This window comes from Clostridium sartagoforme AAU1 (assembly GCF_000401215.1).
In the GTDB taxonomy this organism is placed as follows: domain Bacteria; phylum Bacillota; class Clostridia; order Clostridiales; family Clostridiaceae; genus Clostridium; species Clostridium sartagoforme.
In genome coordinates, this window is record NZ_ASRV01000021.1 from 1 (window position 1) to 20,924 (window position 20,924).

36 protein-coding genes and 2 pseudogenes are annotated in these 20,924 nt (G+C 33.1%); all 38 read right to left on the minus strand.

What is annotated here, in order from left to right:
• Positions 1-145: 145 nt before the first annotated feature.
• The 38 genes and pseudogenes from rpsI to rpsJ all read right to left on the minus strand — a co-directional run bounded on the left by rpsI (position 146) and on the right by rpsJ (position 20,400).
• Entirely contained in the window at positions 146-538 is a 393-nt protein-coding gene (rpsI, locus tag A500_RS01705) for a 30S ribosomal protein S9 (RefSeq protein ID WP_016205870.1), read from the minus strand.
• 26 nt (positions 539-564) lie between these two features.
• On the minus strand, positions 565-999 hold the full coding sequence (rplM, locus tag A500_RS01710) for a 50S ribosomal protein L13 (RefSeq protein ID WP_016205871.1): 435 nt from the start codon (positions 997-999) through the stop codon (positions 565-567).
• Between the two features lie 180 nt (positions 1,000-1,179).
• A pseudogene (gene truA / locus A500_RS01715) lies at positions 1,180-1,912 on the minus strand (tRNA pseudouridine(38-40) synthase TruA).
• 21 nt (positions 1,913-1,933) lie between these two features.
• The gene (locus A500_RS01720; RefSeq protein WP_016205872.1) at positions 1,934-2,737 is read right to left on the minus strand and encodes an energy-coupling factor transporter transmembrane component T family protein; all 804 of its coding nucleotides are present in this window, start codon (positions 2,735-2,737) and stop codon (positions 1,934-1,936) included.
• 10 nt (positions 2,738-2,747) lie between these two features.
• Complete coding sequence (locus A500_RS01725) at positions 2,748-3,608, minus strand: energy-coupling factor transporter ATPase (protein WP_016205873.1); 861 nt, start codon at positions 3,606-3,608, stop codon at positions 2,748-2,750.
• Positions 3,593-4,438, minus strand: a complete 846-nt coding sequence (locus A500_RS01730) for an energy-coupling factor transporter ATPase (RefSeq protein ID WP_016205874.1) — start codon at positions 4,436-4,438, stop codon at positions 3,593-3,595. Before A500_RS01730 ends, A500_RS01725 begins: the two co-directional genes overlap by 16 nt.
• 202 nt (positions 4,439-4,640) lie before the next feature.
• Positions 4,641-4,982, minus strand: coding sequence for a 50S ribosomal protein L17 (gene rplQ, locus A500_RS01735; RefSeq protein ID WP_016205875.1), 342 nt, complete (start codon positions 4,980-4,982; stop codon positions 4,641-4,643).
• Between the two features lie 14 nt (positions 4,983-4,996).
• A pseudogene (locus A500_RS01740) lies at positions 4,997-5,943 on the minus strand (DNA-directed RNA polymerase subunit alpha).
• Positions 5,944-6,045: 102 nt separating this feature from the next.
• Complete coding sequence (rpsD, locus tag A500_RS01745; RefSeq protein ID WP_016205876.1) at positions 6,046-6,666, minus strand: 30S ribosomal protein S4; 621 nt, start codon at positions 6,664-6,666, stop codon at positions 6,046-6,048.
• Between the two features lie 23 nt (positions 6,667-6,689).
• Positions 6,690-7,082, minus strand: coding sequence for a 30S ribosomal protein S11 (gene rpsK, locus A500_RS01750; RefSeq protein WP_016205877.1), 393 nt, complete (start codon positions 7,080-7,082; stop codon positions 6,690-6,692).
• 15 nt (positions 7,083-7,097) lie between these two features.
• The gene (rpsM, locus tag A500_RS01755; RefSeq protein ID WP_016205878.1) at positions 7,098-7,463 is read right to left on the minus strand and encodes a 30S ribosomal protein S13; all 366 of its coding nucleotides are present in this window, start codon (positions 7,461-7,463) and stop codon (positions 7,098-7,100) included.
• A 220-nt stretch (positions 7,464-7,683) separates the two neighbouring features.
• Positions 7,684-7,797: a 50S ribosomal protein L36 gene (rpmJ, locus tag A500_RS01760; RefSeq protein WP_016205879.1), complete on the minus strand. Its 114-nt coding sequence runs from the start codon at positions 7,795-7,797 to the stop codon at positions 7,684-7,686.
• 42 nt (positions 7,798-7,839) lie between these two features.
• Positions 7,840-8,058 (minus strand): translation initiation factor IF-1, encoded by a 219-nt coding sequence (infA, locus tag A500_RS01765; protein WP_008681165.1) that lies wholly within the window; start codon positions 8,056-8,058, stop codon positions 7,840-7,842.
• 7 nt (positions 8,059-8,065) lie between these two features.
• On the minus strand, positions 8,066-8,377 hold the full coding sequence (locus A500_RS01770; RefSeq protein ID WP_016205880.1) for a KOW domain-containing RNA-binding protein: 312 nt from the start codon (positions 8,375-8,377) through the stop codon (positions 8,066-8,068).
• A 51-nt stretch (positions 8,378-8,428) separates the two neighbouring features.
• Positions 8,429-9,178, minus strand: a complete 750-nt coding sequence (gene map / locus A500_RS01775; RefSeq protein WP_016205881.1) for a type I methionyl aminopeptidase — start codon at positions 9,176-9,178, stop codon at positions 8,429-8,431.
• The gene (locus A500_RS01780) at positions 9,178-9,828 is read right to left on the minus strand and encodes an adenylate kinase (protein ID WP_016205882.1); all 651 of its coding nucleotides are present in this window, start codon (positions 9,826-9,828) and stop codon (positions 9,178-9,180) included. Before A500_RS01780 ends, map begins: the two co-directional genes overlap by 1 nt.
• A gap of 22 nt (positions 9,829-9,850) precedes the next feature.
• Positions 9,851-11,125 carry a preprotein translocase subunit SecY gene (gene secY, locus A500_RS01785; RefSeq protein ID WP_016205883.1) on the minus strand — a complete coding sequence of 425 codons (1,275 nt, stop codon included), beginning with the start codon at positions 11,123-11,125 and terminating at the stop codon, positions 9,851-9,853.
• A 1-nt stretch (position 11,126) separates the two neighbouring features.
• The gene (rplO, locus tag A500_RS01790) at positions 11,127-11,567 is read right to left on the minus strand and encodes a 50S ribosomal protein L15 (protein ID WP_016205884.1); all 441 of its coding nucleotides are present in this window, start codon (positions 11,565-11,567) and stop codon (positions 11,127-11,129) included.
• A 21-nt stretch (positions 11,568-11,588) separates the two neighbouring features.
• On the minus strand, positions 11,589-11,768 hold the full coding sequence (gene rpmD, locus A500_RS01795; protein WP_008681171.1) for a 50S ribosomal protein L30: 180 nt from the start codon (positions 11,766-11,768) through the stop codon (positions 11,589-11,591).
• A gap of 12 nt (positions 11,769-11,780) precedes the next feature.
• The gene (rpsE, locus tag A500_RS01800; protein WP_016205885.1) at positions 11,781-12,278 is read right to left on the minus strand and encodes a 30S ribosomal protein S5; all 498 of its coding nucleotides are present in this window, start codon (positions 12,276-12,278) and stop codon (positions 11,781-11,783) included.
• 19 nt (positions 12,279-12,297) lie between these two features.
• Positions 12,298-12,660 (minus strand): 50S ribosomal protein L18, encoded by a 363-nt coding sequence (gene rplR / locus A500_RS01805; RefSeq protein WP_016205886.1) that lies wholly within the window; start codon positions 12,658-12,660, stop codon positions 12,298-12,300.
• A 20-nt stretch (positions 12,661-12,680) separates the two neighbouring features.
• On the minus strand, positions 12,681-13,223 hold the full coding sequence (gene rplF / locus A500_RS01810) for a 50S ribosomal protein L6 (RefSeq protein WP_016205887.1): 543 nt from the start codon (positions 13,221-13,223) through the stop codon (positions 12,681-12,683).
• Positions 13,224-13,286: 63 nt separating this feature from the next.
• Entirely contained in the window at positions 13,287-13,685 is a 399-nt protein-coding gene (gene rpsH / locus A500_RS01815; protein WP_016205888.1) for a 30S ribosomal protein S8, read from the minus strand.
• A 31-nt stretch (positions 13,686-13,716) separates the two neighbouring features.
• A complete protein-coding gene (locus A500_RS01820; RefSeq protein ID WP_008681179.1) occupies positions 13,717-13,902 on the minus strand; it encodes a type Z 30S ribosomal protein S14 in 186 nt (61 codons plus the stop codon).
• 15 nt (positions 13,903-13,917) lie between these two features.
• Positions 13,918-14,460 (minus strand): 50S ribosomal protein L5, encoded by a 543-nt coding sequence (gene rplE, locus A500_RS01825; protein ID WP_016205889.1) that lies wholly within the window; start codon positions 14,458-14,460, stop codon positions 13,918-13,920.
• 22 nt (positions 14,461-14,482) lie between these two features.
• Positions 14,483-14,797, minus strand: coding sequence for a 50S ribosomal protein L24 (gene rplX, locus A500_RS01830; protein WP_016205890.1), 315 nt, complete (start codon positions 14,795-14,797; stop codon positions 14,483-14,485).
• A gap of 17 nt (positions 14,798-14,814) precedes the next feature.
• Positions 14,815-15,183 (minus strand): 50S ribosomal protein L14, encoded by a 369-nt coding sequence (gene rplN, locus A500_RS01835; RefSeq protein WP_008681183.1) that lies wholly within the window; start codon positions 15,181-15,183, stop codon positions 14,815-14,817.
• Between the two features lie 28 nt (positions 15,184-15,211).
• Positions 15,212-15,466 carry a 30S ribosomal protein S17 gene (gene rpsQ, locus A500_RS01840; RefSeq protein WP_016205891.1) on the minus strand — a complete coding sequence of 85 codons (255 nt, stop codon included), beginning with the start codon at positions 15,464-15,466 and terminating at the stop codon, positions 15,212-15,214.
• A 22-nt stretch (positions 15,467-15,488) separates the two neighbouring features.
• Complete coding sequence (gene rpmC, locus A500_RS01845; protein ID WP_008681185.1) at positions 15,489-15,701, minus strand: 50S ribosomal protein L29; 213 nt, start codon at positions 15,699-15,701, stop codon at positions 15,489-15,491.
• A complete protein-coding gene (gene rplP, locus A500_RS01850; RefSeq protein WP_016205892.1) occupies positions 15,701-16,135 on the minus strand; it encodes a 50S ribosomal protein L16 in 435 nt (144 codons plus the stop codon). The genes rpmC and rplP overlap by 1 nt, the downstream gene beginning before the upstream one ends.
• 17 nt (positions 16,136-16,152) lie before the next feature.
• Positions 16,153-16,821, minus strand: coding sequence for a 30S ribosomal protein S3 (gene rpsC / locus A500_RS01855; RefSeq protein ID WP_016205893.1), 669 nt, complete (start codon positions 16,819-16,821; stop codon positions 16,153-16,155).
• Between the two features lie 19 nt (positions 16,822-16,840).
• Positions 16,841-17,176: a 50S ribosomal protein L22 gene (gene rplV / locus A500_RS01860; RefSeq protein ID WP_016205894.1), complete on the minus strand. Its 336-nt coding sequence runs from the start codon at positions 17,174-17,176 to the stop codon at positions 16,841-16,843.
• Between the two features lie 21 nt (positions 17,177-17,197).
• Positions 17,198-17,482 (minus strand): 30S ribosomal protein S19, encoded by a 285-nt coding sequence (gene rpsS, locus A500_RS01865; RefSeq protein ID WP_016205895.1) that lies wholly within the window; start codon positions 17,480-17,482, stop codon positions 17,198-17,200.
• Positions 17,483-17,550: 68 nt separating this feature from the next.
• Complete coding sequence (gene rplB / locus A500_RS01870) at positions 17,551-18,384, minus strand: 50S ribosomal protein L2 (RefSeq protein WP_016205896.1); 834 nt, start codon at positions 18,382-18,384, stop codon at positions 17,551-17,553.
• 64 nt (positions 18,385-18,448) lie between these two features.
• Positions 18,449-18,739, minus strand: a complete 291-nt coding sequence (rplW, locus tag A500_RS01875; protein ID WP_016205897.1) for a 50S ribosomal protein L23 — start codon at positions 18,737-18,739, stop codon at positions 18,449-18,451.
• Positions 18,739-19,359, minus strand: a complete 621-nt coding sequence (rplD, locus tag A500_RS01880) for a 50S ribosomal protein L4 (protein WP_016205898.1) — start codon at positions 19,357-19,359, stop codon at positions 18,739-18,741. Before rplD ends, rplW begins: the two co-directional genes overlap by 1 nt.
• Before the next feature lie 24 nt (positions 19,360-19,383).
• A complete protein-coding gene (rplC, locus tag A500_RS01885) occupies positions 19,384-20,013 on the minus strand; it encodes a 50S ribosomal protein L3 (RefSeq protein WP_016205899.1) in 630 nt (209 codons plus the stop codon).
• 78 nt (positions 20,014-20,091) lie between these two features.
• Positions 20,092-20,400 (minus strand): 30S ribosomal protein S10, encoded by a 309-nt coding sequence (gene rpsJ / locus A500_RS01890; RefSeq protein WP_008681195.1) that lies wholly within the window; start codon positions 20,398-20,400, stop codon positions 20,092-20,094.
• Positions 20,401-20,924 lie beyond the last annotated feature (524 nt).

The following is a 20,924-nucleotide window of genomic DNA, read 5'->3' on the forward strand; positions in this document are numbered from 1 at the left end:
CTTATTTTATATTTATATTATATTAAATTTTATACTCTTTCTATTATAAATTGCTTATATTAATGTATTTCTATTTATTTATTATAGTTAGACGAAAATAAATCCCACAACCATACTGATTGTGGGATTTTTGAAGTTCCATATATTATCTCTTTGAGAATTGTGGAGCTCTTCTAGCCTTTTTAAGACCATATTTCTTTCTTTCTTTCATTCTTGGATCTCTAGTTACAAAACCTGCCTTCTTTAATTCTGGCTTTAAGTTTTCGTCAGCTTTTATTAAAGCTCTAGTTATTCCGTGTCTTATTGCTCCAGCTTGACCTGTGAATCCACCACCATGAACGTTAACTAAAACGTCAAATCTATCTTTAGTTCCAGTTAAAACTAATGGTTGATTAACTATCATTCTTAAAGTTTCTAAACCGAAATAGTTGTCTATTTCTCTATTATTTATAACTACTTTACCGTTTCCTGGTACAAGTCTAACTCTTGCTACTGATTTTTTTCTTCTTCCAGTTCCCATGTATTGAACTTTTGCCATTTTTTATTCCTCCTCCCGAGCACGTATTAGTACTTTAATTCAAGTACTTCTGGTTGTTGAGCATCATGTCCATGCTCAGTACCTCTATATACTTTTAATTTTTTAAGCATTTTTCTTCCTAAAACGCCATTTGGAAGCATTCTTCTTACTGCTTCTTCGAAAGCGAATTCAGGCTTCTTTTCTAACACTTCTCTATATGGAGTTTCTTTTAATCCACCTGGATATAGGCTGTGCTTTCTCATTAATTTTTGATCTAACTTCTTACCAGTTAAAACAACTTGTTCTGCATTGATTACGATAACGAAATCTCCACAGTCAACATTTGGTGTAAATGTTGGTTTATTTTTTCCTCTTAAAATTGAAGCAACTTGGCTAGCAACTCTTCCTAGTGGCTTTCCAGCAGCATCAACAACATACCATTTTCTTTCAACTTCTTGTGCCTTAGCAATGTATGATTTCATGTTTTTCCCTCCCTGAACTTACATTTGTGCTTTACTTATTAAGTACTGCTTTTATGTCAAGACCCGGGGCTAGTGGATCTTATATACATAAATTATTCTAACAAACATACATTATTATAATACACGCATACGGGTGTGTCAACAAGTTTTTAATTAATTATTTCTATTTATCATTAATTTTTAATAATAAACTTTTTCTAATACTAAACCTGTTGCGGGTACACATATTCCTGAATCTTTCCTATTTTTTTATCTATTATAACTTGTATATTTGAAGGATCTATCTTTTTATTTCCTACCATAATTAATGTTCCAACTATTATTCTAACCATATTATATAAAAACCCATCACCAGTTATGTAAATTTTTATTATATCATCATGATTTTCTATATACAATTCTGAAATTGTCCTTATATTAGTTTTAACAGAACTCCCACTACTTTTAAATGCACTAAAATCATGGGTTCCTATAAAGTATTTACACGCCTCTTTCATAATCTCTGCATCTAACTTTTTTTAACATGATATAAATAATCTTTGTGTACTGCTGGGGGTACTTCCCTATTTAGTATAGAGTATGAGTATGTTTTTCCCTTAGCACTGTATCTTGAATGAAACTCCAGTGGTACTTCCTCTGATTTTAAAATTACTATATCATCTGGTAATCTATAATTAAGTGCTTCTCTAAATTTATTCGAAGGTATATTACTATTAGTTTTAAAGTTTGCTACAAATCCTCTTGCATGAACTCCAGCATCAGTTCTTGAACTTCCTATTACTTCAATATTTTCATTGGTTAAAAGGCTTATAGCATCTTCTAATTGTTGTTGAATTGTGCTTCCTATTTTTTGTTTTTGCCATCCTAAATAATTTGTTCCATCATATTCTAAAGTTAGTTTGATATTTTTCATGTTAAAAATCACCTTTGCTTTTTATATAGCAAACCTTACTATTAAACTTCCTATAAATAAAATAGAAAATACACTAAATGCAATAATATCTCTTTTCGTAAATTTCAATTGCTTCATTCTTGTTCTACCATTTCCACCTCTATAAGCTCTAGCTTCCATAGCTAATGCAAGTTCATCAGCCCTTCTAAATGAACTTATAAATAGTGGCACTAATAATGGTATTAAACTTTTTGCTTTCTGAATTATTCCACCAGTTTCAAAATCTGCTCCTCTTGCTTTTTGTGCCATCATTATTTTGTCTGTTTCATCCATTAATGTTGGTATGAATCTTAAAGCTATAGTCATCATCATAGCAAGCTCATGAGCTGTTTCTTTTCCTATTGGCTTTAATAATCTTTCTATCCCATCTGTTAACTCAATTGGAGACGTTGTTAAGGTTAATGCTGATGTTCCCATTATTAAAAATATAAGCCTTAATGCCATAAATGCAGCTGTCTTTAATCCATCTTCATATACTTTTATAAACCCAAGCTCAAATACCATTGTATCTGTAGTACCTTTAATCATAAAAATATTTAAAATTGCTGTAAATATAATAAGAAAAAATACTGGTTTTAATCCTTTATATAAATATCTAGGTGGTAATTTTGAAACATAAATAGTTAAAACTAAAAATGAAACTATTAATATATAGCCAACAAACTTATCTACTATAAATAAAGATACAATAAATAGTATTGATATTAATATTTTAGTTCTAGGATCTAACTTATGAACAAAGGTTTCACCTGGTATATACTGCCCTATAGTTATATCTTTTATCATATTTGTTCCCCTAGTTTTTAACTTCCTTTAATATTTTTAATAATTCTTGTTTTCCTTGAGCAATAGTATAGATTTCATCTGATACACTAAACCCTTTGCTCTTTAATGCTCTCATAAGATATGTTACTTGTGGCACTGCTAAACCTATATTTTCTAAAGTCTCAATTTCTTTAAACACCTTATTAGGAGTACCTTCTAAAGCAATTTCTCCTTTATTCATAACCACTATTATCTCCGCAAGTTTTCCTACATCCTCCATGCTATGGCTTACTAGTATAATTGTCATCTTATATTCATCATGTAAAATTTTAATTTGATTTAAAATATCATCTCTACCTTTTGGATCTAATCCTGCTGTCGGCTCATCTAATATAAGCACCTTAGGCTCCATAGCAATTACCCCTGCTATTGCTACCCTTCTCTTTTGTCCTCCGCTTAAATCAAATGGAGACTTATTTCTATAAACTTCATAATCTAGTCCTACCATTTTCATAGCTCTCTTTACTCTTCTTGTAATTTCCTCATCTGGTAAGCCTAAATTTCTTGGTCCAAACTCTATATCTTTTTCTATCGTTTCCTCAAATAATTGGTATTCTGGGTATTGAAATACCAATCCAACTTTTTTTCTTATATCAGTGAGCTTTACCCCTTGCTTTGTTATATCTTCTCCATCAACTATTATTTTTCCTGATGTAGGTTTAAGTAATCCATTCATATGCTGAATTAGTGTTGATTTTCCTGATCCTGTATGCCCTATAAGAGCAATAAATTCACCTTCATTAATTTCTAAATTAACATTATTTAAAGCCACTTTCTCAAAAGGCGACTTCGGCATATATATATGCACTAAATTTTCTATCTTAATTGACATAACGCATTCACCATCTCATCTACATTTAAAATATTTGTATCAATATTTATACCACTATTTTTTAATTCATAACATAATTCAGTAACTTGAGGAACATCTAATCCTATTTCCTTCATTTTTTTTACATTTGAAAATACTTCTCTTGGATTACCTTCTAGAATTATTTTTCCATCATCCATAACTATAACCCTATCTGCTTGTGCCGCTTCGTCCATATAATGAGTTATAAGGACTATAGTTATACCATATCTTTCATTTATATCTTTTATATTACTTAGTACTTCTTTTCTTCCAGAAGGATCTAGCATAGCCGTAGGTTCATCAAATATTATACATTCTGGTTTCATAGCCAAAATTCCTGCTATTGCTATTCTTTGTTTTTGTCCTCCTGAAAGCAAATGTGGTGCATGTCTTCTATATTCATACATACCAACTTTTTTTAAGCTTTCATCTACTCTTCTTTTTATTTCTTCTGGATCAACGCCTAGATTTTCTGGACCAAAAGCAACATCTTCTTCAACTATAGTTGCTACTAATTGATTATCTGGATTTTGAAATACCATTCCAGCCTTTGCTCTAATTCGCCATAGGTTTTCAGAATTAGAAGTATCTAAATTGTCTACTATAACAGTTCCTTCTGATGGAAGCAATAATGCATTCATATGTTTAGCTATAGTAGATTTTCCAGAACCATTATGCCCTAAAACAACTAAAAATTCACCCTTCTTAACTTCAAAAGTTACACCATTAACAGCATATCTTTCTTCTTCTCCTTCATGTGATCTATATTTAAAAGATACATTATTACATTTAATCATTGTTTCTTCCATATATAGCCCTCCTCTTATTACTTATCCTACAATCTTAAATATTGTATAAAAATTCATATGTGTATATACATTAACATAAGAATATTATAATATACATTTAGTTAATTACAATTATTTTAATAATAAATTTATAATTTCTTATACAATATTTAAATTTATAATGTAAAATGGGGATTAAGTCACTAACTTAATCCCCTCAATATTACACTAATTCAAGTATAACAACTTCTGCTGCGTCCCCTCTTCTTGGGCCCTTTTTGTACATTCTAGTGTATCCACCATTTCTTTCAGCGTACTTTGGAGCAACATTGTCAAATAGGTTTTGAACTACTTCTTCTTCATTCACAAAAGCTAAAACTTGTCTTCTAGCGTGAAGATCACCTCTTTTTGCTAAAGTAATCATCTTTTCAGCTAATTTTCTAGTTTCTTTTGCTCTTGTTTCAGTTGTTTCTATTTTACCATGCTTTAAAAAGCTTGTAACAAGGCTTCTTAGCATAGCTCTTCTTTGGTCAGTAGGACGACCTAATTTACGATAACCTGCCATGTGGATTTACCTCCTTACTCATCGTTTAGTCTTAATCCTAAGCCTAATTCCTTAAGCTTTCTTTCGACTTCCTCTAAAGATTTCTTTCCTAGATTTCTTACCTTCATCATATCATCCATTGACTTTCCAGCAAGCTCTTGAACTGTATTTATACCAGCTCTCTTTAAGCAGTTATATGATCTAACTGATAAATCCAACTCTTCTACAGTCATTTCTAGTACTTTCTCTTTTTATCTTCTTCTTTTTCTATCATAATCTCTACATCATTAGTACTATCTCCTAATGACATAAATAGTTTGAAATGTTCTATAAGAATTTTTGCAGATAAGCTTATAGCTTCATCTATTTTTATAGTTCCATTAGTCCAGATTTCTAAAGTTAATTTATCGTAGTCTGTAATTTGACCAACTCTTGTATTTTCAACAGTAAAATTAACTCTCTTTACTGGTGTATAAATTGAATCTACAGCAATAGCTGATATTGGAAGATCTTCACTCTTATTTTTATTTTGAGTAACATATCCTCTTCCTCTATTAACTGTAATCTCCATATATAACTTACCATTATCATCTAATGTTGCAATATGAAGATCTTTGCTAACAACTTCAACATCTCCATCAGTTTTAATATCTGCACCTGTAACTTCTCCAGGTCCTTGAGCATCTATATATATCGTCTTTGGACCTTCACCATTCATAATTAATGCTAAAGATTTGATGTTTAATATAATTTCTGTAACATCTTCTTTAACACCTTGTACAGTTGAAAATTCATGTAGTACTCCATCTATCTTTACGGAAGTTGGAGCTGCACCTGGTAGTGATGATAATAATATTCTTCTTAGAGCATTTCCAAGCGTTATACCATATCCTCTTTCTAACGGTTCAACTACATATTTACCATAAGTACCATTTTCATTTGCTTCTATACATTCTATTATTGGCTTTTCTATTTCTAACATGCACAAACCCTCCTTATATTTTAAATGGCAACATTATTCTGAGGGCAACTGCTTATATATTTGTATTGTAAGAATAATCTTAACAATACAAATACTAAACTATTACTTGCTGTATAACTCAACGATAAGAGTTTCATTAACAGGAACGTCAATGTCTTCTCTTGATGGTTCAGCAACTATTTTACCTGAATAATTTTCAACATTTGCTTCTAACCATTTTGGTAATGTCTTTGGATTTTCAATAAATGTCTTGAATTTTTCAGTTCCTCTACTCTTTTCTGTAACTAAAATTTCATCGTTAACAGAAACTTTGTATGAAGGAATATCAACTTTCTTACCATTTACTAAGAAATGTCCATGAGTAACTAATTGTCTAGCTTCAGCTCTAGATGCACCATAACCTAATCTATAAACAACGTTATCTAATCTCATTTCTAATAACTTAAGTAAGTTTTCACCAGTGATACCTTTCATATGATCAGCCTTTTCATAATAAGTTCTGAATTGGCTTTCTAATACTCCGTATATTCTTCTAGCTTTTTGCTTTTCTCTTAATTGTACGCCGTAGTTAGATAATTTTTTCTTAGCTGCTCCATGTTGTCCTGGTGCATAACTTCTTCTAACAAAAGCACATTTATCTGTATAACATCTATCCCCTTTAAGGAATAACTTCATACCTTCTCTTCTACATAATCTACATGTAGCTCCAGTATATCTTGCCATTAATTACACCTCCTATATGAATACTAGACTCTTCTTCTCTTTGGTGGTCTACATCCGTTGTGTGGAATTGGAGTAACATCTTTAATTAAAGTTACTTCTAATCCCGCTGCTTGTAAAGATCTTATAGCTGCTTCTCTTCCAGCACCTGGTCCCTTTACATACACTTCTATACTTTTTAATCCGTGTTCCATAGCTGCTTTAGCTGCTGTTTCTGCTGCCATTTGAGCTGCGAATGGAGTACTCTTTCTTGATCCTCTGAAGCCTAAAGCTCCCGCACTTGACCATGATAAAGCATTTCCTACTGCATCAGTTAAAGTAACTATTGAGTTATTGAAAGTTGATTTGATGTGTGCAGCACCATGCTCAACGTTCTTTCTTTCTTTTCTTCTTCTAGTCTTTTTAACTTTTTGAGCCATCGAATTCCCTCCTCACTACTTCTTCTTATTTGCGATAGTTTTCTTTGGACCTTTTCTAGTTCTAGCATTAGTCTTAGTTTTTTGTCCTCTAACTGGAAGACCTTTTCTATGTCTAATTCCTCTATAACATCCAATTTCTACTAATCTTTTAATATTTAATGCAACTTCTCTTCTTAAGTCACCTTCAATTGTTAAAGTCTTTACGTATTCTCTGATTTTTGTTACTTCCTCTTCAGTAAGATCCTTAACTCTTGTATCAGGATTAACTCCTGTTTCTGCTAAAATCTTATGTGAAGTAGAAAGTCCTATACCATATATATATGTTAGACCTATTTCAACTCTTTTTTCTCTTGGTAGGTCTACTCCTGAAATTCTTGCCATTAAAACTTACACCTCCTGATATTGAAATGCATACAACTTTAATTATATGTGTGTATTTATATAATAAAATTATAGGTCAGTAGAGAATTACTCTACTGTCAGCCGCACCTAAAATTTATCTACTTAATTAAATGCCTATATAATCATATTTGACTTTAAGTTAAAAGTCAATAAATTTTACATAGTAAAATAATACTTTTTTGCCTATACTTTTATTGTATTAGCCTTGTTTTTGCTTGTGCTTAGGATTTTCACAGATAACCATTACTTTTCCTTTTCTTCTTATAATCTTGCACTTTTCGCAAATAGGCTTAACTGATGGTCTTACTTTCATCGCTAACCCTCCTTGTAATACTTCGTGGTAGTTTTTCCACTGTTATTTAGCTCTCCATGTAATTCTACCTCTTGTTAAATCATATGGAGAAAGTTCTATAGTAACCTTATCTCCTGGTAGAATTCTTATGAAGTTCATTCTTAATTTTCCTGATATATGTGCTAGAATCTTGTGACCACTCTCTAGTTCAACTTGGAACATAGCATTTGGTAGAGATTCTAGTACTGTACCTTGCATTTCTATTACATCATCTTTTGACATAAGGTAATCAACCCTCCTTAACAATGCCTTTAAGTTTTAGAAATTTTTTTATTTTTAAATCAGTACCTCTATCCTTTGATATGATAGATTCTTTAATCTCATCATCTACATCATCTAAAACATCTATATGCTTTAAACTCTTCTTTTTAGGCATCTGAACTGTTTTAGTGCTCCCATTACTAAGAATTACATAATTATCACTTAAATGCCCTATTACAACATATAAATGATTTTTATCTCTTCCTGTTTTTGAAAGAACCACCTTCCCAATTAAGTCATTGTTTTGCAAACTTTTCACCTCGATGATTACCTTAGCCATAAATCTACAAGCCACCTTTTGGTATCATGCGAATTTATAACTAAGCAACACTTATTTAATTAGTGTTAATATTTCGGGTCCATCTGGTAAAATTACAATAGTATTTTCGTAGTGTGCAGATAGACTTCCATCACTAGTTACTACAGTCCAGTCATTACTTAATGTTTTAACCCTATAATTACCTATGTTAACCATAGGTTCAATAGCTAAAGTCATTCCTTTAACCAATTTTGGTCCCTTACCAGACTTACCAAAGTTAGGAACCTCTGGATCTTCGTGTACAACTCTACCTATACCGTGTCCTACGAAATCTCTTACTACAGAGAAACCTGAAGCTTCTACGTAGCATTGTATTTCATGTGATATATCAGTAAGTCTATTACCAATTTTAGCATATTCTATGCCCTTAAAGAAACTTTCTTCAGTTACTTTAATTAATTTCTTAGCTTCTTCGCTTACATTTCCTACTGCAAGTGTTCTTGCTGCATCTCCATGAAAGCCATTAAGATAAGCCCCACAGTCTATACTAATTATATCTCCATCTTTTAATACATAACCTCCTGGGATCCCATGAACTACTTGCTCGTTAACAGATATACATAGTGAAGCCGGAAAACCATATAAGCCTTTAAATGATGGCTTTGCTCCATGCTTAGTTATAAATTCTTCTGCTATCCTGTCTATTTCAGCAGTAGTTATTCCTGGTCTTACTTTTTCCTCAACTAGTAGTAATGTTTCTGCTACTAATTTACCTGCTTCTCTCATTAGGTCAATTTCCTTGTTGTTTTTAATGATTATCATTATTCAACACTCCCTAATATATTACAGATACCTTCAAATACTTCGTTAATAGCTTTTGTTCCTTCTACAATTGAAAGTAAGTTTCTTTCTTTATAAAAATCAATCAGTGGTTGCGTTTGTCTCTCATACACATCAAGTCTTTCAGATACAGTTTCTTCTGTATCATCTTTTCTTTGGATTATATCACTTCCACAAACATCACATTTTCCTGCAACTGTTGGTGGATTAAATTTTATATGATAGCTAGCTCCACATGATGGACACACTCTTCTACCTGTCATTCTTTCTAATATAAATCCAGTAGGTACTTCAATTAGTAACGCTGTATCAAGATTTTCATTTCTTAATGAAAGAAATTCTTGAAGTGCTTCTGCTTGATTAACTGTCCTTGGAAACCCGTCTAATAAGTATCCATTCTTACAATCATCTTGTTGCAGCCTATCTTTTACCATGTTAATAGTAACTTCATCTGGTACTAACTGTCCTTTATCGATGTGCTTCTTAGCTTCTATTCCTAACGGAGTGTTTTCAGAAATATTTTTTCTGAATATATCTCCTGTTGAAATATGTGGTATTGAGTATCTATTACTAATTGATTTTGCCTGTGTTCCCTTTCCTGCTCCAGGAGGACCTAATAATACTATCTTCACGGGCATCATCTCCATTATTAATCTATTTTAAGAATCCTTGATAATGTCTCATTACTAATTGTGAATCTAATTGTCTTGAAAAATCAAGCCCAACCCCAACCATAATTAATAATGATGTACCACCAAATTGAATTCCTTGTAACTGTGTATTTGAAATAACAATTGGTAATATTGCTAGTATTGCAGCAAATAATCCTCCAACTAGTGATACTTTAGTAAGTACCTTTTCAAAATACTTTTCAGTTGCATCTCCCGGTCTTATTCCTGGTACAAATCCTGCTGACTTATGAAGATTTTCTGCCATTTCATCAGGTTTAAATGTGATTTGTGTATAGAACCAAGTAAAGAATATAGTTAATATTGAATAAACAACTGGATACATCCAAGTTTTTTCATTAAATATACTATATTTATTGCTTGTTATCCATACTGCCCAATCATGACCTGGGAAAAATTCTGCAATGGTTCTAGGAAACATCATAACTGACATAGCAAATATTATTGCTATAACAGCTGATCCAATTATACTTAAAGGTATGTGAGTACTTTGCCCTCTCATAACTTTGTTTCCAACAGCTTTACCAGCATATTGAACTGGAATTCTTCTTTCTGCTAATGAGAAGAATATTACGATTCCTAATAATACAATTGCAAAAACTACAAATAGTAAAATTTCAATTATAGTAATTTTTCCTTGATCCTTTAATGTAAATAATGACATTAAAGTGATAGGTAACTGAGATACTATATTCACGAATATTAATATGGATATACCATTTCCAAAACCTTTAGCTGTGATTTGATCACCTAACCACATACAGAATGTTGAACCTGCAACTAGTGCTATTAATACAACTATTACAGAAGTAAACTGCATTCCAGCTGTTGCACCTTTTGCGGCAACCATACTATATGTTCCAAAAGCAAGAATAAATCCTATAAATATAGATAATATTCTCGTTATCTTTTGTATCTTCTTTCTTCCTTCTTCACCCTCTTTAGAAAGTTGTTCTAAAGATGGTATCGCTATAGTCAATAATTGAACTATAATCGAAGCGTTAATGTATGGCGTTACACTTAAAGCAAATATACTAAATTGTCTAAATGCTCCACCAGATAATAAATCGTAGAAACCAAATATAGTTCCGCTACTAGCTAAATCTTTTAGAACATCAGTGCTAATTCCAGGAACAGGAATATGCGTTCCTATCCTGAAAATTGCAATTAAACATATAGTCCATAAAAATCTCTTTTTTAATTCGGGAACCTTCCAGGCATTACGTAGGGTTGATAGCATACTAAATCACCTCAACTTTTCCTCCAGCTGCTTCTATCTTCTCAGCCGCTGATTTTGAGAACTTACATCCTTTAACAGTTAGGCTCTTCTCTAATGTCCCATTTCCTAAAATCTTAACTCCGTCTTTTACCTTACTTATTACTCTTCTTTCAAGTAAAACTTCTGGTGTTATTTCTGTTCCATTTTCAAATATATTTAATCTATCAACGTTAATACTAACATATTGCTTAGCAAATATATTTGTGAATCCTCTCTTAGGAAGTCTTCTGTATAATGGCATTTGACCGCCTTCAAATCCTGGTCTTACTCCGCCGCCTGATCTAGCATTTTGGCCTTTTTCACCTTTTCCGGCATTTCTACCTAAACCTGAACCAGTACCTCTACCAACTCTCTTTGGAGCTTTTTTACTTCCTTCTGCTGGTTTTAATTCATGAAGTTTCATTACTCAATGCACCTCCTCTTATTAAACTTCTTCTACTTTTAGTAGGTAGTCAACTTTGTTGATCATTCCTCTGATTTGAGGAGTTTCTTCATGTTCTACTGTCTTACCGATCTTCTTAAGTCCAAGGGCATGTGCAGTAGCAATATGGTCTTTTTTTCTTCCAATTAAACTCTTTACTAGAGTAACTTTAATCTTTGCCATTGCTTTTCCCTCCTAACCTAAAATTTCTTCTACAGTTTTGCCTCTTAATTTAGCTATATCTTCAGCTGTTCTTAAGTTTGCTAAACCGTTGATTGTAGCACTTACCATGTTTTTAGGATTGTTTGAACCTAATGACTTAGCTCTAACATCCTTTAATCCTGCTAATTCTAATACAGATCTTGCTGGACCTCCAGCGATAACTCCTGTACCTTCCTTAGCTGGCATTATAAGAACTTTTCCAGTTCCGAACTTTCCATATATTTGATGAGGAACAGTTGTTCCAACTATTGCAACACTTACTAAGTTTTTCTTAGCATCTTCTATTCCTTTTTTAATTGCTTCTGGGATTTCTATTGACTTACCCATTCCAACGCCTACGTGTCCGTTTTCGTCACCTACAACTACTAAAGCGCTGAATCTGAAGTTTCTACCACCCTTAACAACCTTAGTTACTCTGTTTATGTTAACAACCTTTTCCTTAAGGTCTAGTGTGCTAGGATCGATTCTCATGTATTTCCCTCCTTGTTTATTAGAATTTTAAGCCTGCTTCTCTAGCAGCTTCAGCTAAAGTTTGAACTCTTCCGTGATATACGTATCCACCTCTATCGAATACAACTTCTGAAATTCCCTTTTCTAAAGCTTTCTTAGCTATTAATTCACCAACCAACTTAGCTGCTTCTTTATTTCCGCCTACTTTAACATCTACTGCTTTATCTAAGCTTGAAGCTGCAACTAAAGTTACTGAATTAACATCATCTATAATTTGAGCATATATATTTTTTTCACTTCTATATACTGAAAGTCTTGGTCTTTCAGGAGTACCAGAAATTTTCTTACGTACTCTTAGGTGACGTCTTTCTCTACTAGCTTTTCTGTCTACCTTCTTGAACATAAAGGTTTCACTCCTTTCTATTATTTCTTACCAGTTTTACCTTCTTTACGTCTGATTACTTCGTTATCATACTTAATTCCCTTACCCTTATATGGTTCAGGCTTTCTCCATGATCTTATATCAGCCGCAGCTGCTCCAACCTTTTCCTTATCGATTCCCTTAACAACAACTTTTGTTGCAGCTGGAGTTTCGAAAGTTACACCTTCGATTGGTTCTATTTCAACTGGATGTGAATATCCTAAGTTCATTACAAGCTTCTTGCCTTGTAATTGAGCTCTATAACCAACACCTATTAATTCTAAGTTCTTTTCAAATCCTTTTTCAACTCCGATTATCATGTTGTTGATTAATGCTCTAGTTAAACCATGAAGAGCTCTGTGCTCTTTTTGATCGCTAGGTCTAGTTACAACAACTTGGTTGTTTTCAACTGCTATATTCATGTCTTTATTCATAGCTTTAACAAGTTCGCCCTTTGGACCCTTAACTGAAACAACATTTTCCGCTGTAACAGCTACAGTTACGCCTGCAGGTATAGCTATAGGTAATCTACCTACTCTTGACATAATCGCACCTCCTGTTTTACTTGTTCTGATATATGTTAATTTACTTACTTTCTACCTTGGATATTACCAAACGTAGCAAACTACTTCTCCGCCTAATCCAGCTTTTCTTGCTTCTCTATCAACTAATAAACCTGATGAAGTTGATATTATAGCGATACCTAGTCCGCTTAATACCTTTGGAATTTCGTCTTTCTTGCAGTAAACTCTTAGTCCTGGTTTAGATATTCTCTTTATACCAGTTATAACTCTTTCTTTATCTGCGCCATACTTAAGAGATATTCTTAACATTGGAACAACACCATCGTTATATTCCTCTAATTCTTTAATATATCCCTCTTGTAATAATATATTTGCAACAGCCTTCTTCATATTTGATGAAGGAACTTCTACTACTTCATGTCTTACAGCATTTGCATTTCTAATACGTGTTAGCAAATCTGCGATAGGATCTGTCATAACCATTTAATGTGCCTCCTTTCACTACATCAGTTTTTTACCAACTTGCTTTCTTACAACCAGGGATTTGACCCTTGTAAGCAAGTTCTCTAAAACATATACGGCAAATACCAAACTTCTTTAATACTGAATGTGGTCTTCCACATATTCTGCATCTTGTATAAGCTCTTGTTTTATATTTAGGTTCTTTTTTCCACTTTTCAATAATAGCTTTACGTGCCACGGTTTTCCCTCCTTATTATTGAGCAAATGGCATACCAAGGAATCTTAATAATTCTCTTGCTTCTTCGTCAGTGTTAGCTGATGTAACGAAGATGATATCCATTCCTCTAACCTTATCGATTTTATCGTATTCAATTTCTGGGAATATTAATTGCTCTTTTACTCCTAGTGAGTAGTTTCCTCTACCATCAAAGGCTTTGCTTGAAACTCCTCTGAAATCTCTAACTCTTGGAAGAGCAATAGCCATTAATTTATCAGCAAATTCATACATCTTTGCTTTTCTTAATGTAACCTTACATCCTAAAGCCATATTTTCTCTTATTTTAAAGTTAGCAACTGATTTCTTTGCTCTAGTTAAGATTGGCTTTTGACCTGCAATTATTGTTAAATCATTCATTGCAGCTTCTAATATTTTTTGATTGTCCTTAGCTTCTCCAACTCCCATGTTGATAACTATCTTTTCAAGCTTTGGAACTTCCATTATATTTTTATATCCGAACTTTTCAATCATAGCTGGAATTACTTCTTTTTGATACTTTTCTTGAAGTCTTGTTGTCATAATTAGTACCTCCTTTCAGATTCTAGAATGTTTCTCCACACTTCTTACAAACTCTAACCTTAGTACCGTCTTCTAAGATTTTATTGCTTACTCTTGTAGCATTTTTGCACTTTGTGCAGTATAACATAACTTTTGAGCTGTATATAGCTCCTTCTCTTTCTATGATTCCACCTTGAGCATTAGCTCTAGTTGGCTTTTGGTGCTTTTTAACTATATTAACTCCTTGAACAATAACTTTGCCTGTCTTAGGATATACTTTTAAAACTTCACCAGTTTTTCCTTTGTCTTTACCTGAAACAACTACAACTTTGTCGTTCTTTCTAACATGTACCTTCAAATGAGACACCTCCTCTATTATAGAACTTCAGGTGCTAATGATAAAATCTTGTTAAATTCGTTATCTCTTAGCTCCCTAGCAACTGGTCCGAAGATACGAGTTCCTCTTGGTTGCTTATCATCCTTTATAATAACAGCTGCATTTTCATCAAACTTTATATATGAACCATCAGCTCTTCTTAATCCTCTAACTGATCTAACTATAACAGCTTTTACAACGTCTCCTTTTTTAACAACTCCGCCTGGTGTTGCACTTTTAACGCTAGCAACTATTACATCTCCAATGTTACCGAACTTTCTTTTTGATCCGCCTAAAACTCTTATGCACATGATTTCTTTTGCACCTGAGTTATCTGCTACCTTTAATAAGGTTTGTTGTTGTATCATTGAATTACCCTCCTTTCAGTCTTAAAGCCTATTTAGCCTTTTCAACTATTTCAACAAGTCTCCATCTCTTATCCTTAGATAATGGTCTAGTTTCCATAATTAAAACTCTATCATTAATTTTAGCTTCATTGTTTTCATCATGAGCCTTAAACTTAGTTGTTCTATTAACAGTTTTTCCATATAGTGGATGTCTAACCTTAGTTTCAACAGCGACAACTATTGTCTTATCCATTTTATCTGAAACAACTCTACCTATTTTTTTCTTTCTTAATCCTCTTTCCATTAAGAGTTACCTCCTTTCAGATTTACTGCTCGAAAGCCCTGATCTCTTCTTCTCTTATGATGGTTTTGATTTGGGCTATAGATTTTTTTACTTCTCTTATTCTCATAGGATTTTCTAATTGACCTGTAGCTAATTGAAATCTTAAGTTGAATAATTCAGCCTTAAGGTCATTTAATTTAACCTTTAAATCTTGAGGATTATTTGCTCTTAATTCTTTTAATTCTCTAGCCTTCATTATTCTTCACCACCCATTTCCTCAAAATCTCTTCTTGTAACGAATTTACACTTTACAGGAAGCTTGTGTGATGCAAGTCTCATAGCTTCTCTTGCAACTTCTTCATTAACTCCTGATAACTCGAATAAAACTCTACCAGGTTTAACTACTGCTACCCAATATTCTGGTGAACCTTTACCTGAACCCATTCTTGTTTCAGCTGGTTTTTCAGTTACTGGCTTATCTGGGAAAATCTTTATCCAAAGTTTTCCTCCTCTTCTGATATATCTGTTTATAGCAATTCTGGCAGATTCTATTTGATTACTAGTTATCCAACCACAATTTGTAGCTTGAATACCAAAATCTCCATATGCAAGGAAATTACCTCTTGTAGCTTTTCCTTTCATTCTACCACGTTGTACCTTACGATGCTTAACTCTCTTAGGCATTAACATGACTAATTCCTCCTTTCTTACGCGTTAACTTCTTCCTTCTTTTCAACTTTTTTAGTTGGAAGAACTTCTCCATTATAAACCCAAACTTTTACACCGATCTTTCCGTAAGTTGTATCAGCTTCTGCAAATCCATAATCGATATCTGCTCTTAAAGTTTGTAGTGGAATTGTTCCTTCATGATATTGTTCAGTTCTTGCTATTTCAGCACCACCTAATCTACCTGAGCAAGCTGTCTTAACACCTTTAGCTCCAAGTCTCATAGCTCTTTGAATGCTTTGTTTCATAGCTCTTCTGAAAGATACTCTTTTTTCTAATTGTGCAGCAATATTTTCTGCCATTAATTGAGCATCAGCTTCAGCATTTTTAACTTCCACTATATTAATTAATAAATTTTTATTATTAACTAAGTTCGCTAATTTAGCTTTTAAAGCTTCTATTCCTGCTCCACCTTTTCCGATGATAACACCTGGTTTAGCAGTATATATATTTAACTTAACTCTCTTAGCAGCTCTTTCAATTTCAATCTTTGAAATACCAGCTGAGAAAAGTTCTTTCTTTACGAATTCTCTGATTTTGTTATCTTCTATTAGATTGTCTGCAAAATTCTTCTTTGAAGCATACCATTTAGCATCCCAATCTTTGATAACTCCTACTCTAAGTCCGTGAGGATGTACTTTTTGACCCACTTGATTTCCCTCCTTCTTTCTAAGCTCTTTCTTTAACTACAAGTGTAATGTTACTTGTTCTTTTGTTAATTCTAAATGCTTTTCCGTGATCCATTGGTCTAAATCTCTTTAGTGTTGGACCTGCACCAACGAATGCTTCTGCTACATATAATCTTTCTACGTCCATCTCATGATTATTTTCTGCATTAGCAACAGCTGATTTTAAAACTTTGTTTATTGCAACAGCTGCATCTTTTGGAGTATATTGTAAAATAGCGAAAGCCTCTTGAATATTTTTTCCTCTTATTAAATCAAGAACTACTCCTACTTTTGTTGGAGACATTCTAACATATTTAGCTATAGCTCTAGCTTCCATTTATGTTCCTCCTTTCCGGGATTACTTTCTTTTTCTTGCTGCTTTTTCGTCATAATCGTGTCCTCTGTAAGTTCTTGTTAAAGCGAACTCACCAAGCTTATGTCCTACCATGTCTTCACTTATGAAAACTGGAACATGCTTTCTTCCATCGTGAACAGCAATTGTATGACCGATCATTTGTGGGAATATTGTTGAACTTCTTGACCAAGTTTTAACAACCTTCTTATCTCCACTAACATTCATTTCCTCAATTTTCTTTAAAAGTCCTTCATGTACAAAAGGTCCTTTTTTTGTTGATCTACTCACTATAATTTGCCTCCCTTCATAATCTCTAGGCTGACAAGCCATGAAGAGAAATTTTTATTCTCTTCATGCTACTTATCGTTTCTTCTCTTTATTATGAATCTGTCAGAATACTTCTTATTCTTTCTTGTCTTGTATCCAAGTGCTGGTTTACCCCATGGAGTAACTGGACTCGGTCTACCAATTGGTGATCTACCTTCTCCACCACCGTGAGGGTGATCGCAAGGGTTCATTACAGAACCTCTAACTGTAGGTCTCCATCCCATATGTCTCTTTCTACCTGCTTTACCGATATTTATTATATCGTTAGTAGCATTTGATACAGTTCCGATTGTAGCTCTACATTCTATTCTTACATATCTCATTTCGCCTGAAGGTAATCTTAGCGTTGCATAATTTCCTTCTTTAGCCATTAATTGAGCTGTAGTACCAGCTGATCTTACCATTTGAGCACCTTTACCGATTTGTAATTCTACATTATGAACAAAAGTACCTACTGGTATGTTCTTTAATGGAAGAGCGTTTCCTGCTTTAATATCAGCATCTGGACCTGAAACTATAACATCTCCAACCTTTAATCCAACTGGAGCTATTATATATCTCTTATCACCATCAGCATATACAACTAATGCAATGTACGCTGTTCTATTTGGATCGTATTCTATTGTAGCAACCTTTGCTGGAACACCATCCTTATTTCTCTTGAAATCTATTATTCTATATTTTCTCTTAGCTCCACCACCGTGGTGTCTAACAGTTATTTTACCTTGAGCATTTCTACCACCAGTTTTGCTTAGTGAAACGACAAGTGATTTTTCTGGTGTACTTGTTGTAACTTCTTCAAAAGTAGCCATTGTCATTTCTCTTCTTGATGGGGTAGTTGGTCTAAACTTTTTAACTGCCATGTAAATTCCCTCCTTACTTTAAGCTTCTCTGGTATTTAAATACCAATAATACGCTTTATTCGCGTTATTGCATTCCTTCAAAGAATTCAATGTTCTTGCTGTCTTCTGTTAAAGTGATAACAGCTTTCTTGAAGTCTGCTCTCTTTCCTACATGTACGCCCATTCTCTTTGTTTTTCCCATAGTTCTTATTGTTTGAACTTTTTCAACCTTAACGCCGAAGATTTCTTCTACAGCCTTTTTAATTTGAACTTTGTTTGCATTAATTTGAACTATGAAAGTGTACTTTTTGTCTGCCATAGCAGTCATACTTTTTTCAGTGATAACAGGCTTTCTTATTATATCGTAGCTTGTCATTATGCGTACACCTCCTCGATTTTTGATACAGCATCCTTAGTTATGATTAATTTCTCAAACTTTAATAAATCATAAACATTGATGTTGTTAACTGGCATAATTTGTACGTCAGCAATATTTCTAGCTGATTTGTAAAGTACTTCATTAGCTTCTCCAGTTACTATTAAAGTTTTCTTAGCATCAAATGCTTTTAAAACCTCAACCATTTTCTTAGTCTTTGGAGCTTCGAATGCTAATGTTTCAAGTACTACCATTTGTCCGTCTTGAACTTTACTAGTTAAAGCAGACTTCATAGCTACTCTTCTCATGCTCTTTGGTACTGACATTCTATAATCTCTTGGCTTTGGTGCGAACACTATACCACCCTTGATCCATTGTGGTGCTCTAATAGAACCTTGTCTTGCTCTACCAGTTCCCTTTTGTCTCCAAGGCTTGATTCCGCCTCCTCTAACCTCAGCTCTTGTCTTAGCTGATTGAGTTCCTTGTCTCTTGTTTGCTAATAAAGCAACTACAACTTGATGCATAGCATCAGTGTTAACTTCAACTCCGAACACATTATCGTTTAATTGGATATCTCCAACTTGTTTTCCTTCTTGATTAAATAATCCTACTGTAGGCATCCTGTTTCCTCCTTTCTACAGAAATTAAGCTTTAACTGCATTTCTTATTACTACTGTACCTTTATTAGGTCCTGGGATACCACCCTTGATTAGTATTAAGTTCTTTTCAGCTATAATCTTAACTACTTCTAAGTTTAATACTGTTGTGTTAACAGCTCCCATATGCCCTGGCATATTCTTGTTTTTGAAAGTTCTTGATGGATCTGATGAAGCTCCCATAGAACCTACTGCTCTGTGGAATTTAGAACCGTGAGTCATTGGTCCTCTGTTAGCATTCCATCTCTTGATAACCCCTTGGAATCCCTTTCCTTTAGAAACTCCAGATACATCAACTTTTTCTCCAACTTCAAACAAATCAGCCTTTATTTCTTGACCAACTTCATAAGCTGAGCAGTCTTCTAATCTTAATTCTCTTAACTTTCTCTTTAATGAAACTCCCGCTTTAGCATAGTGACCTTTTTTTGGCTTGTTAACTAACTTTTCTCTAACATCTCCAAAACCTACTTGTATTGCTTCATAACCATCTTTTTCGATAGTTTTCTTTTGAACAACAACACATGGGCCAGCTTCTACTACTGTTACAGGAACAACTTTTCCATTTTCATCGAAAATTTGAGTCATCCCAATTTTCTTTCCTAATATAGCTTTTTTCATGTATTTACACCTCCTAAACGTATCAGCGGATTGTTTAACAATCTTAACCGTTCAAACTGTTTATTTAATAAGTATTAACTATAGCTTTATTTCGATATCAACACCTGCTGGTAAGTTTAATCTCATTAATGCATCAACTGTCTTTGGTGATGGATTAACTATATCGATTAATCTTTTGTGTGTTCTGATTTCGAATTGCTCTCTTGAATCTTTGTACTTGTGAACAGCTCTTAATATAGTAACAACATCTTTTTCAGTTGGTAGCGGAACTGGTCCTGCAACTTTAGCTCCTGTTGACTTTGCTGTTTCAACAATTTTTTCAGCTGATTGATCTAATATATTGTGATCAAAAGCCTTTAATCTGATTCTTATTTTTTGTTTTGACATCTTGGTTTCCCTCCTTTTCATGTACGCTTTACTTCTAACGCACAACAGCGGATGTTCTATAAACTGCTCCACGTGTTTCATACTTAATCACACAGTTTTACAAAACCCCTGTCGTTGGATTCTAGATCCTAACATACTCATCAAGAATTAACCCGGAAGTCCGGCAACCTCCTGACTCATCGCTGTTTGCTATACAACTTCTTTATTATACTATGTTTACATAGCCTTTTCAAGAGTTTTTTGGCCTTTTTTGATAAAATTTAAAGCATGTTTTATTATTATATCGAAAATATTATTTCCTTTGCTAATATATTTTATATTGCTTTTATTAAATTATCAACAACTTTTTTTTTGTAATATTTGCCTCATTATTATTATTAACTTATTATAATATATTAATCATTTACAATAAATAATTATTAAACAAAAAAACAGAGAGCAAAGGCGTCCCCTTACTCTCTTAATGTGATCACATTCAATTTATATTACTTAATTTATATTATTTTTATTACTATTCTATTATG